Raw genomic sequence first — 12,536 nt, forward strand, 5'->3', positions numbered from 1 at the left:
AGATGGACTTAAGCAATTTAGAGCCTGAACAGCAAGAAATTGTGACCACGCTCGCTCAGCCTCTCTTTGTGTCGGCAGGTGCTGGTTCAGGTAAAACATTCACGTTGACGCGTCGTATTCTTTGGGCGCTTTCGCAGGAGTCTGGACCTACACTACGCTCGCTCGATGAGCTTATGGCCATTACCTTTACGCGTGATGCAGCTGCTGAGATTAGAGAGCGTGTGCGCTCGGCGCTCATTGAGGCGGGAATGGCGGATGCAGCACTTGCTGTTGACAATGCCTGGATTTCAACAATTGATGGTATGTGTGCGCGTATTTTGCGCAATCATGCCCTTGAGCTTGGCATCGACCCAGATTTTTCTGTTTCACCAGACACGGAAGATTTGCGCAACCAGGCAATTGAGTATGTGATTGCTGAGCGACCAGATGCGCTTAAAAAGGCTATGTTTTGGTATACCTTAGAGCAAGAGGGAACATATCAAGGTCAAACGATACAAAACATACTTGACCAGCTTATGGATATGGCAAGTCGTCTGCCGGGGGGCTTTGCTGACATTGAGTTAATACCCGCTCAGGTTGATATGGCTCCCTTGCAGCAAGCCTATCATGAGGCGCTTGCCTATGCGGCAAAAGGGAGCGCTGAAAAGGCTCGTTTGGCGTTAGCGGCGCTTGATGAGTTTGCATCAAGCAAGCAAAGCTTGCCAGATTTGATGAGCTGTTTGCGTGAGTGCTCTGTACCAAAAAAAGGTGGCACCTTTAGTGCAGAGGACGTGGCTCAACTCAAAGCGGTGCGCGCTGATTGTTTTGTTTCAGCGTATCTCGCCTTAGAACATCAGGTGCCTGAGGCTTTGCTTGAACTTACGCGCCTTACGTTTGAGTGCTATACCCGTCTTAAGCAAGAGCAGTCCTTACTCGATTACGGTGACCTTCTTCGCTTAGCAACACGCGCCTTGCGCGAAAACCCTGAAATTCGTGCTCAATATAGCGAGCGCTTTAAGATGGTCATGATTGATGAGTTTCAGGATACGGCACAAAATCAAATTGACCTCATCAATTTGATTCTTGATGGACATCCAGAGCGTTTGTGTACGGTAGGCGATGCTCAGCAGTCAATTTATCGTTTCCGAGGTGCTGAGGTTGAGGTGTTTCAACGTGCTGAGCGAAAAATGGGGGGAGGAGATTCTCCAAGCTCCGCTCAAGGCACAAACGCTAGCTTTGTATCACACGAGCCGCTGGAGAGCGCGCCTCATGCGGCATCTGATGTAGTGCCCGGAAAAATAGTTAAACTTGTCAAAAATTTCCGGAGCCACGAGCAGGTATTGAGCTATGTTTCGAGCATTTTTAATGATGCTTGTGGTGGCATGATGCCAGGCTTTTTAGACCTTAAGCCACATGAGCTGCGTACTAATCTGCTAAAGGTTCCCCATGCTTTGCGGCGGCAGGCGTTTCTAGTGCTCGGGGGCGATTCCAAGGCACGTACACAAGCTGTGGCAATAGGAATAGCCCGCCGCTTTAAGGCTTTGGCTGATGCAGGTCAACCAGTCAAAGATATGGTTATTCTACTTGGCAGAATGAGCAACGCGGCTATATATGCCGAGGCAGTACGCTCAGTTGGTCTTGGATGCGTAATCACGGGAGGTTCGGTTTTTGCAGAAGCTCCTGAGGTGAAAAGCATCGCCGCACTTTTGACTTTTTTGGCAAATCCTCACGACACCGCCCCTGGTCTTATGCCGCTTTTATCCTCTCCTATGTTTGCTCTTGGCGCTGAGGAGTTTATGGCACTTGCAACTGCAATTGATAGCGTGACAGGGGCTGTAAGCAGGCGAAATATTGATGTTGGTCTTATGAGCGATGATGATGCTCCAGGGCTTGATAAGCTTGCCTTGCTAAAGCGCGCTCGTCAGGTGCTGCGTTCTGCACGCTCTCGTGTAGGAAAAGACAAGTTGTCTCATATTGTTCGAGATGTTATACGAGGTAGCGGCTGGTTTATGAGACTTGAAGTTCAAGGGGTAGCAGGTCGCGCGATTGCAGCCAATATATATAAGGCTCTCGATATACTTATCGAGCTCGAGGCGCAAGGCCACCAGGGCGCTCGTGAGCTTAACCTTGCTTTTCAAAACTACCTTGCAGCAAAAGAGCCTCCGGGAGCACTGAATGAGGACAATAATAATGCTGTGCGCATTATGACGGTTCATGCAAGTAAGGGTCTTGAGTTTCCTATTGTGGCAGTTGCTGAGTGCTATCGCATACGTCATGGGGCTAATCGCGTGCGCTGGCAACGCGGGGATGACGGTATCTTGCGAGTAGTTGCCCTTCCGCAGCGCTATGCCGATGTACAGCTCGCTGACGGTACCCGGATGAGTGCCACCGACCACAAAAAACAGTTTACAAAGCTCATAGGTGCTTCTTCTGCGGACCTAAATCTTGAAACAGCGGAGGACGCTTGTGCAACAAGCTCACCCGCATACGCTTGGTTAAACTATGGTGAGGCTGAGCGCAAAGCTGAGCTTGAAGAGAAAAAACGCCTGCTATATGTTGCGATGACACGCGCACAGGAACTTTGTATTCTTGGTCTTGAGGCGGCACCAGCCTCAGCACGCTCAACTACACTTAATTTTTCAGATGACTATGACCTTACGCATCGTATTCTTGAGCGCATCTTGCCTGATGGGTCTGAAAACCTCGATGTTGATAACCTTTGCGAAGAGGGCTTGCCGGGAAGCTTTGAGCTTATGGTGTTGAGCGAGCTCAGCTATCAGGATAAAACCTACACGCCAACGCTACCTATCAACAATGATGAAGCATGTTGTGCTGAGGAGGCCATGGCTAATGATGGAGAGACTTCGACTGAACGGGCGCATAACAGCCTAGCCCATAACACGAAAGACACTGAGCTGGATAGCTTTACACTTGTTGAGCCTGACGATGTTCATTATCGGCTTGTCATGCAGCACTCCTATGCGCGTTCGTCATACAGCTATAGCTTGTTAGCACGAAATCATGCGGCTGTTGATGAAGATAGCGCGCTCGCGGCTCACCAATCTGCATCCGGTTTTGATGCAAATACCCTAGATTCCTATTTCGCTCATACGGATTCCCTTGATGCCGAACAAGCTCCAAGCAGCCATGCACAGATGGAGATTGTTACAGGTGATAGCGTCTATACCCCGCATTTCAAGAGCAATCAAGAAGACCCTACTGCCTTGGGTTCTGCCTTTCATGTGGCAGCACAATGGTTGGTTGAAACAGAAGCCGAACATGTCCCAGCTAATCGGCTCGATGCATTTGCTCGTCTTTGGAAATGTTCTGAACAACAAATCGAGCGCTTAAGAGTAGCATTAAAGCGATGGGAGTGCTCAACAGTGCGTGCAGAAGTGCGTCAGTGGCCTGAGCTGCGTGCTGAGGTTCCCTTTTATGTGGCAGGAAACCCAGCATATGCGCAAAAGTATGGAGCCTTTGTTGAAGGTGCAATCGATTTGCTCTGTACTGACCCTGCACGTCCTACGCGCGCGCTGGTTATTGACTATAAAACCGGTGGGTTAGCTCAAGAAACACCCGATGAGCTGCAAAAAAAGCATCACTTACAGGCTGAGGTATATGCCGATGCCCTTGCACAAATGGGCTATACACATATCAAGTTGATATTTGTGCGTGTTGAAATACCTGACGCTGCCAAACCTGCCGAACCTGAGCTTGTTATCTACCAACGTAAATCATAAGAGTGCATTAAATTCTGGTGTAGTCAGCATGGTTTGAGCCTTACGCTTCCGTCACACAGAAATACATGGCTTGAACGGGCGTACGGTTTAGCTAGTATAGCTAGCTGAATATATGAAAGAAACAAGCAAGGATGGTTCATGAGGTTTATTGAGCGTGTTATAGAGCATGGACAAGTAAGGCCTGAAGGCTACGCAATGAAAAGTTCTGTTGGCAAAAGGCTTCGCTATGCTGAGTTGGTACAACAATCGGGCTCTCTTGCTTGCTATTTGGCTCAAGAAGTTGCAGGCACACCGGATATTCATCGGCCAGTGGTGGTGTATGGGCACAAAAACCCACTGATGCTTGTTGCCATGCTTGCAGCTATGCGCTCAGGACGTCCGTATGTTCCGCTTGACTGCTATTCAGTGCCTGCTGCGCGGGTTGCAACTATTTTAGAAACGCTGGGAACTGTTACCGTTATTGCAACTGAGCCTTTACCTGAGCATCTGGTATCAAAAGCAGAATCACTTGTATGCGGCGATACGCTTGCGCGTGCGGTGTGCGGGGCTCATACACCTAATCCTAAGTTAGCAATACAGGGCGAGGATATTTGCTATATCTTGTTTACGTCTGGCTCTACCGGCGTGCCTAAGGGTGTTGAGGTAACCGCCGCCTGCGTTGATAATTTTATGGACTGGAATTTAACACTGGGTGGCATTGAAAAAACAGGTCTTACCTATTTAGACCAAGCACCGTTTTCTTTTGACCTCTCAGTATTTGAGTTGGTGGGCGCTCTGGCTGCTGGCGGCACGCTCTATAGCCTGTGTCACGAAACACAACAGAGCATGGCGCAACAACTTACAGCACTTGCTCAGGCAGATATTGATGTATGGGTTTCCACGCCGAGTTTTGCAGATATGTGTTTGTCGGCGGCTGAGATGAATGAGGCACTGTTGCCTCATCTTAATCTGTTTCTTTTTTGCGGAGAGACGCTGGCATGTTCGACAGCGTCTCAGCTTCTCACCCGGTTTCCAGCAGCTCAGGTGCTTAATACCTATGGTCCCACTGAGTCAACCGTTGCGGTAACCGAGGTGCGTGTTACACCTGATATGGCAACAGGTTGTGAGGCATTACCAGTTGGTACGCCGCGTCCAGGCACAGAGATTCATATTGTTAATGAGGCGGGAGAGCGTCAGCCTTACGGGCAGACTGGTGAGATTGTTATTGTGGGAGATACGGTAGCCAAGGCTTATTTTGGTCGGCCTGACCTTACCGAGCGCGTTTTTGGCCAGACGCACCGTGCAGATGGCGTGCTTGTTCGCAGTTATCGCACTGGTGATGAGGGCTTTCTTGATGAGCAGGGAATGCTTCATTATCGCGGTCGCCTTGACTTACAAATTAAACTTAACGGCTTTCGCATTGAACTCGGCGAGATAGAAGAACAGCTGCGCCAAGTACCAGGTGTTACGGCAGCGGCGTGCACCGCGCCAAAAAAAGATGGAAAGGTATCTCACGTGGTGGCTCATGTGGTGTATTCAGGGGAGCGCTTGGAAGATGAGTCAGATTTTCGCTTGGGCTTGCGTATTAAAGAGCAGCTTAAACAGGTGCTACCGCATTATATGATTCCAAAAACGGTGCGCTTGCATGATGCATTGCCAGTTACTGGCAATGGCAAACTTGACCGCAAGGCGCTCGTATAGAGCGTGATGCATATGGCTTTCTACACCTCTCCGTCCTTTTTTATTGCAGTGGCGCTCGGTATTATTCCGGCCGCCTGCCTTGGTCTGTCTGAGCGCCGCATTGCACCATATGGCATGGTGGCATCAGTGTTTATGCTGGCCTGTCTATTTGCTCAATCACTACAGGCTTTTGCCAGCTTCATGCTCTTCCTCATTATTTCAGTAACTTCAATTCAGCTGTTGCTGCGTATGTGGAAGCGTGATAATAAGCCTCTTGGCGTATATCGTTTTTGTCTTGCACTCTGTTTGATGCCTTTGGTGGTGTACAAGGTGTCAGCTGCTGCAGGGCCATCTCTTTTAGGCTTTATTGGCATTTCATATCTCACGTTCAAAACAATTCAGGTGCTCATTGAGATACGCGATGGTCTTATTACTGAGATGAGTTTTGTCGATACTATCTACTTTCTTATCTTTTTCCCCACTATTACCTCTGGCCCTATTGACCGCTCTCGACGCTTTTTATCAGATGTACATACCCCTCTCAAGCGCGCGGAGTATGCCGAGCTTTTGAGTCGAGGTATTATGCTTATCCTTTTGGGCGCTGTTATGCAGCTGGTGATTGCATCGGTTTTGAGCAATTTTAATATGGTTGCTCCTGATGCAGGGCTTCTCAATGTGGGCAACCTTGGCTTACCGCATGGCACGCGGGCGCTTTTTCGCTCATATGTATATGGGCTGTATCTCTTCTTTGACTTTGCAGGCTATTCGTATATGGCTATGGGTGTGAGCTATTGCTTTGGTATTCGGACACCCAAAAACTTTCAGGCACCGTTTTTAGCGCAAGACATGAAAGATTTCTGGAACCGGTGGCATATTACGCTGTCATTTTGGCTGCGCGACTTTGTGTTTATGCGTTTTGTTCGCCATGCAACTAAAGCGCGATGGTTTAAGAAACGCATGCATACAGCCATGATGGGCTATATCCTCAACATGGGGCTTATGGGCGCCTGGCATGGTCTGAGCGTCGATTATCTGGCGTATGGAATCTATCACGGCATACTGTTAGCAGTAACTGAACTCTATCAAAAAAAGTCGAAGTTTTATAAACGTAATCATAAAAAAGGCTGGTATCGCCTGTTGTCTTGGTTTATAACCTTGAACTTAGTTTTGGCGGGATTTGCAATCTTTTCAGGACAAGTACATGTTGTTGTTACCAATTTAGTGGAGGGACTTACTAATGGACAGTAATGAGATTGAAGAGCAAGTGCTCGATATGCTTGAACAAATTTGTGACGATGAAGCCGTGCGTGAAGAGCGCGATATAGACCTGTTTGATGCAGGCTTGCTTGATTCTATGGCGGCTATTGAGGTGTTGGTTACGATTGAGGAGCGCTTTGGCGTGGAGATTGCCCCAACTGAGCTCGAGCGTGAAGAGATGAATACGGTCAATAAGATTATTGAACAGATTGAGGAGCGTTTATGAGTGAGCAACCAGGAAGTTTGTCGCAGATACGAAATGCGATTAGCGCCTGGACTATCAGGCTTGTTGACTGGTTTTTAGGGGACTCCATGAGCGCTTCTATTGCTTGGGCAGTTGCCTTGGTATCGTTGATTGCACTTCTTGTATGGTTCTTCATTATTTCACCCTATGGTGTTCCGGCGGCTCCGGTGTACGCGGAGTTTTAGGGAAGTGCTTAATGGATAAGAAGAACGCAACAGCAACAACCACCAAGCTGCACCAACAAGCACAAAGCTCTGGTCGTCGCCTTGTGGTGGTAGTTTTGACCCTGGTGCTTATGGGTGCTTTGCTGTCAGGTACGGGCTTTTGGCTTATGTCGCGTGCAACCCGAATAAGTTCGACGATTGTTACCTATCCTGTCAATTCACAGCTTAAAAGCTTTGACTACATGATGGGGAGTTATCAGGCACGCGTGCGTCGAGGGGAGCTGCCCATACCGTTGTTTGGTTCTTCTGAGCTTGCGCCTAACGATGCAGGCTGGTCGCATCCAGCACTGTTATATACCAATGGTCGCTATGCCTTTGACGCCATGGTTATGGGTCGTGCGGGTACCACTGATTTGTGGAGTGCGATTGAGCTGGGTGCTATGGCACCGCAACTTAAAGATAAGCGTGTTGTTTATTTTGTAAGCATGCAGTGGTTTATGACATATCGAAAGCCCAAAAAAGAGTTTCCAGCAGTTTTTTCTGAGGGTGCCTATCGCGCTTGTATGAAAAACGAACGTATTCCGCAGGAGCTTAAAGACCGTATTACAAGCCGGATGGCTGAGTATGGCGTTGACCGGAGAAGCGGATCGTCTCCCGTGCGAAAGCTGGTGCAGGCAGTTGATGCGCAGGCTGCAAATCTATCAAATAACTTGCGCCAAGCTGCAGGCATTGACCCAAATATCTTACCTGGAGCACAAACGACTACCTTGAGGTCACCTGCTGAGGTCCGCTCAGGAGCAACCGAGGCTACCCAGCCCTCTCTGACAGATGGTAGCCCTGATTGGAAGCAGATATTTGCATGGGCAACGCAAGATGCTACAGAAAAATCTGCAGGTAATGAGATTGGCTTTAATTCCTCTTGGTATAAGAAAGACTTTAAGCGCTGGCAGCAAGGCGCTCAGGCAAAATGGAAAAAACCCAAAGATGGCTCCTATTTTAGTATGCAGGAGTACGAGGACTTTAAGACGGCTCTAGCGGTGGCAAAGGCAGCTGGTCTTAAGCCCTTGGTGGTGATGCAGCCGGTTAAAGGCAAGGCATATGACGAAACCATCTATAAGCAGGATATTCGCCAGAACTATTATCAAATGATTCGTGATGCCTGTTCAGAGGCAAAGGTAGGCTTGGCAGATTTTTCAGGCTATGAATATAACCCACTTTTCCTGCGCGATTACTCGCATCCCTCTGCTTTAGGCGGCGCGTACTATGCGCGCGCCTTGTATTCGTGGTTTGAAACGGGTACCGCACACACTGACCCGGTGAGTGAAGAATAGAGCTGCACGTGCCGTTGCGCGCGAGACACCGTGCACGTGTAGTGTCGCGCGCGTTTATGCTGCTATTCAGCTAGGAAGTCAAGGGCATATTGAGCGGCAAGCATGCTTCCTTGGACGAGAACCGATTCGTCAATGGTGTAGTAGCAGCTGTGCTGAGCGTAGGTAGCGCCAACAGCTGGGTTTCTAGTGCCCAAAAATGCCAATGCACCGGGAACCTCAGCAAGGTATTCGCTAAAGTCTTCGCCTGAGAGCGTTCCTCGGTAGTTGGCGAGAGAATGAGCACCGAGAACCTTTTGCGCAGCAGCTTGGCAGCGCGCGGCAGATTGAGCGTCGTTATCAACCTTGTAGTTAGCAATGGTGTAGTCTGATAACTCAGCCTCAGCTCCTAGGGCCGCGGCAGTATGTGCAGCGATACGGCGAATAAGCTCGGGCATCATAGCATGCGTTTCAGCCCCATAGGTGCGCACGGTGCCGGTGAGATAGGCAGTCCCTGCAATAACGTTGCGCGCGGCACCTCCGTGGATTTCGCCTACGGTGACAACCGCTGGTTCATAGGGCGAGAGATCGCGGCTTACAATGGTTTGCAACGCACTCACAATAGAGGCTGCTGCCATGACCGCATCGGCTCCGCGCTGTGGCATAGCGCCATGACAGCTGGTACCGGTTACATCAATGCGAAACCAGTCGGTATTTGCCATGCGAGGACCAGGGTCACAGTTAATGGTGCCTGCGTCAATCTCGCTCCAAATATGCATGCCAAAAACGCCGTCAACCCCTTTAGTTGCCCCTTTTTCAATCATGAGCTTGGCGCCCTTGCCATTTTCTTCAGATGGTTGAAAGACAACACGCACCTCACCATGCAGCTCATCGCGCATTTGATTCAAGATTTGCATGGCGCCAAGCATCATGGCTATATGGCAATCGTGACCGCAGGCATGCATATATCCGGTGTTTTTGCTGGCGTAATCAACCTTTGTGCGCTCAAGTACCGGCAAGGCATCAATGTCTGCACGAAGCAGAATGCGACGGCGCGCACTACCATCTGCGTGATAGGCTTCGGGTGCTGTGCCTGCAATGTGCGCAATAAGACCAGTGGCAAGCGGGCGCTCAAACGGAATGCCAAGCTCAGTGAGAATCTGAGCAATATCTTCGGTAGTTTGAAATTCTTCTAGGCTTGCTTCAGGATGTTGATGAAAATGACGGCGTTGCTCAATGATAGAAGGCTCAAGGGTGCGGCCAAGTTCTTGAATTTTTGCCGTACGTAGGGTTTCTTCGTCACTTGATTGAAAAACGTAATCTGACAAGGCATCACACATGACGCTCAGTCCTTTCGCTGTTGAGAGCTGCTTATATACACCATACCCAAGTTGGTAGTGTTTGGCGGCAGAACTTCATTTGAAACATGGTTATAATCGGTGCGTTATTATTGAGTGAGAGGCTTTGCGTGCAAAAAGCCGCAATAGAACAAATCAGTTTCAGGATTGTATGGTTATATGCGCCCGTTAACATCTGAGTTAAAACCTTATCTGCCCCGTCCTGAGCTGCTGGCACCTGCGGGCTCTCTTGATGCCTTTGCGGCAGCACTCGCGGCTGGCGCTGATGCAATATATTGCGGATTTGGTAGTTTTAATGCCCGGCGTAAGGCAACAAATTTTACCGATGAGCAATTTGGGTCAGCATGTCGTGCAGCTCATGTGGCTGGGGCTCGTGTATATGTCACCGTTAATATTGTCATCAAAGACGAAGAAATGGCACAAGCCTTGGAGTTGATTCGTCGTGCGAGTGAGCTTGGGGCCGATGCGTTTATTATCCAAGACTGGGGTTTATTTGCAGAGCTTCGCCGGTATATGCCGTGGGCTGAAATACATATCTCAACGCAGGCAAATATTCATGATGCAAGAGCAACGCGCTGGTGTCGTTTGCAAGGTGCTGAACGTGTGACATTGTCACGTGAGCTTTCAGTACCAGAAATTGCGCAGATTGCAAAAACAGGTGTAGAGCTTGAGGTGTTTGCGCACGGTTCAATTTGTTTTAGCTATTCGGGTGTTTGTTTGTTATCGAGCTTTGCGTGCGCAGGACGCTCAGCAAACCGTGGTATGTGCGCACAACCCTGTCGCTTGCCATATGAGTTGGTAGATGAGCATGGTCATGTGCTTACAGCGCCGGGACGCGACCGAGCGCTGTGCCCGCGTGATACCAATACGTCCACAATGCTCAATGAGCTGCTGCAAGCTGGTGCTCATGCCCTAAAGCTTGAAGGGCGCATGAAGGCACCCGATTATGTCTATGCAGTTGTTGATGTGTATCGCAAGCAACTTGATGATTATATGGCAGCTATAGAACCCTCAGCTGAGGAAGCTGCAGCACGTGCGCGTAAGCTTAAGCGGAGCTTTAATCGCGATTTTACCCATGAATACCAGCATGGACGCTCAGGTGATGAGATGATGAGCTACGAGCGCTCAAATAATCGCGGTCAAGAAGTGGGCACGGTGCTCGATTGCAAGCCTGTAAAGTTTGAAGGACGATTGCATCGCGACGACAAGCGTCGCCGACTGGCGCGTGTTCTCATTTCGCTGACCGAGCCAATTGGTAGGTCAGATTTACTGGAGCTTCGCCATGATGATGAACAAGACCAGTTTTTAGCGGTTTCTTCCCCCGTTGATGCTCGCGCTGGTGAGCGCGTGTGGTTACAGATTCCGCGCGCTGTTGCGGTGGGTGCGCGCGTGCGCGTGATTCGTTCGCAGGCGGCATTTGACGAGGTGGACGCAGCGCTCAAGCAAACAGTATGGCGCCGTCGCAAGGTTGCGGTTTATGTGAGCGCTGAGCAGGGCAGGCCTTTGCGTATTCGCTTGAGCTGCGTTGATAATGCTGCGCTGACTGTTGAGTGTACTGGTGCAGAGGTTGAACCGGCGCGTACACGTGCCGTTACGCGTGAAGAACTTATTGAGCATGTTGGTCGCATGGGCACGTCTTTGTTTGAGGCTATATCGTTTGATGTGGTGCTCGATGAGGGCGTGGGTATGAGTTTTTCTGCTCTGCATAAGCTACGCGCTACGGCGTGCGCGGAGCTTGAGAAGATAATTTTGGCTGATGTGGATGCGCGTATTGAACAAGCACGAACCACATTATTGCTCACGAGCGATGATTTCTATACCGATAGCGAGATAGTAGTAGGAGAGCTGCGAGGAGTGGGCGCACGTCCCGCAGCGAAAGACCATTCAGAAAGTAAAGCTTCACTGTCGGGTGAGCAACGAGTGCGTGTGCAGACCTTTGGCGCACAGCAAGCGCTGCCACCAGTTGAGCACGCTGTGCCTGAGCTTTGTGCACAGGTGTTTGACCACGCCAGCCTTGCACGTGCCCGAGCGGCGGGAATTGAGCGCGTGTATATGCCTGTTGATGCCTTGCTTGATGAGGGTTATACGCCAGCGCGCGCGGCAGCTGAGGGGATTATTCCGGTACTAGATGAGGTGAGTCGTGCATCTGACCTTGCCCGCCTTGACCCGTGGGTACAGACAGCCCAGCCGGTGGCAGTTGGTACTATCTCTGAGCTGGTACTTTGTCAGGAGCGTGGTGCCCATGCTGAGCTGCGCAGTTGCATACCTCTGCATAACCGCAGCGCTGCTGCCTTTTTAGCAGGTGCCGGTGCGGTTTCAGCCTGGCTTTCTCCCGAGCTAACCTTGACTGAGCTTGAGCGCTGGGCAACATCAACGCCGCTTATTATGGGCATGATGGTGATTGGTCGCGCGCGCGTTATGACAAGCGAACACTGCATGTTAATGGCTGCAAATCGCTGTATCGACGATTGCGAGCGTTGCACGTTGCGCCGTAAACGTCTCTCACTCAAAAATATCGATGGTAAGCTGATGCCCGTAACAACTGATATTCATGGTCGCTCAAAGATGTACGCGCCAACGCTCACCGACATTACACCGCAGCTTGATAAGTTGGTGCGGGCAGGTATTACGCGCTTTATGGTAGATTTAACGATGCTTTCAGAGGCTGAGCAAGAGCAGGCGTTGGCGCAGGCATGTGCTGCTAAGCGCGCGCTTAATGCGGGGCAAAAACCGGGTCGGCGTATAGCGGGGGCAAGCGCTGGCTGCCTTTTTGTGGGTGTGGACTAATGGGGCATGGGCGGAATAAGCTTGTATCGAGAGTTTTCGCT

General features: G+C 50.1%; 8 protein-coding genes. 7 read left to right on the forward strand and 1 reads right to left on the reverse strand.

Annotated features, from left to right (window positions below; all coding sequences use genetic code 11):
* Positions 1-2: 2 nt before the first annotated feature.
* The 6 genes from KPC83_RS01765 (at position 3) to dltD (ending at position 8,374) form a co-directional block, all read left to right on the forward strand.
* Complete coding sequence (locus KPC83_RS01765; protein WP_216278872.1) at positions 3-3,719, forward strand: UvrD-helicase domain-containing protein; 3,717 nt, start codon at positions 3-5, stop codon at positions 3,717-3,719.
* Between the two features lie 138 nt (positions 3,720-3,857).
* Entirely contained in the window at positions 3,858-5,399 is a 1,542-nt protein-coding gene (gene dltA / locus KPC83_RS01770; protein WP_216278873.1) for a D-alanine--poly(phosphoribitol) ligase subunit DltA, read from the forward strand.
* A 12-nt stretch (positions 5,400-5,411) separates the two neighbouring features.
* Positions 5,412-6,626, forward strand: a complete 1,215-nt coding sequence (dltB, locus tag KPC83_RS01775; protein ID WP_216278874.1) for a D-alanyl-lipoteichoic acid biosynthesis protein DltB — start codon at positions 5,412-5,414, stop codon at positions 6,624-6,626.
* Entirely contained in the window at positions 6,616-6,861 is a 246-nt protein-coding gene (gene dltC, locus KPC83_RS01780) for a D-alanine--poly(phosphoribitol) ligase subunit DltC (RefSeq protein ID WP_216278875.1), read from the forward strand. The genes dltB and dltC overlap by 11 nt, the downstream gene beginning before the upstream one ends.
* On the forward strand, positions 6,858-7,064 hold the full coding sequence (locus KPC83_RS01785; protein WP_216278876.1) for a hypothetical protein: 207 nt from the start codon (positions 6,858-6,860) through the stop codon (positions 7,062-7,064). Before dltC ends, KPC83_RS01785 begins: the two co-directional genes overlap by 4 nt.
* An 11-nt stretch (positions 7,065-7,075) precedes the next feature.
* A complete protein-coding gene (gene dltD / locus KPC83_RS01790) occupies positions 7,076-8,374 on the forward strand; it encodes a D-alanyl-lipoteichoic acid biosynthesis protein DltD (protein ID WP_216278877.1) in 1,299 nt (432 codons plus the stop codon).
* A gap of 62 nt (positions 8,375-8,436) precedes the next feature.
* On the opposite strand, the gene KPC83_RS01795 is transcribed toward dltD, so the two are convergent.
* Positions 8,437-9,690 (reverse strand): amidohydrolase, encoded by a 1,254-nt coding sequence (locus KPC83_RS01795; RefSeq protein WP_216278878.1) that lies wholly within the window; start codon positions 9,688-9,690, stop codon positions 8,437-8,439.
* A 177-nt stretch (positions 9,691-9,867) separates the two neighbouring features.
* Between KPC83_RS01795 and KPC83_RS01800 the strand changes: the two genes are divergently transcribed.
* Positions 9,868-12,495 (forward strand): peptidase U32 family protein, encoded by a 2,628-nt coding sequence (locus KPC83_RS01800; RefSeq protein WP_216278879.1) that lies wholly within the window; start codon positions 9,868-9,870, stop codon positions 12,493-12,495.
* Positions 12,496-12,536 lie beyond the last annotated feature (41 nt).

Origin of the sequence: Collinsella sp. zg1085, assembly GCF_018889955.1 — a bacterium.
Taxonomy (GTDB): domain Bacteria; phylum Actinomycetota; class Coriobacteriia; order Coriobacteriales; family Coriobacteriaceae; genus Collinsella.

Excerpts from the sequence above, each read along its gene's own strand:
- dltD (WP_216278877.1), top strand. The coding sequence starts at position 7,076 with ATGGATAAGAAGAACGCAACAGCAACAACCACCAAGCTGCACCAACAA.
- dltC (WP_216278875.1), top strand. The coding sequence starts at position 6,616 with ATGGACAGTAATGAGATTGAAGAGCAAGTGCTCGATATGCTTGAACAA.
- KPC83_RS01765 (WP_216278872.1), top strand. The coding sequence starts at position 3 with ATGGACTTAAGCAATTTAGAGCCTGAACAGCAAGAAATTGTGACCACG.
- KPC83_RS01795 (WP_216278878.1), bottom strand. The coding sequence starts at position 9,690 with ATGTGTGATGCCTTGTCAGATTACGTTTTTCAATCAAGTGACGAAGAA.
- dltB (WP_216278874.1), top strand. The coding sequence starts at position 5,412 with ATGGCTTTCTACACCTCTCCGTCCTTTTTTATTGCAGTGGCGCTCGGT.
- KPC83_RS01800 (WP_216278879.1), top strand. The coding sequence starts at position 9,868 with ATGCGCCCGTTAACATCTGAGTTAAAACCTTATCTGCCCCGTCCTGAG.
- KPC83_RS01785 (WP_216278876.1), top strand. The coding sequence starts at position 6,858 with ATGAGTGAGCAACCAGGAAGTTTGTCGCAGATACGAAATGCGATTAGC.
- dltA (WP_216278873.1), top strand. The coding sequence starts at position 3,858 with ATGAGGTTTATTGAGCGTGTTATAGAGCATGGACAAGTAAGGCCTGAA.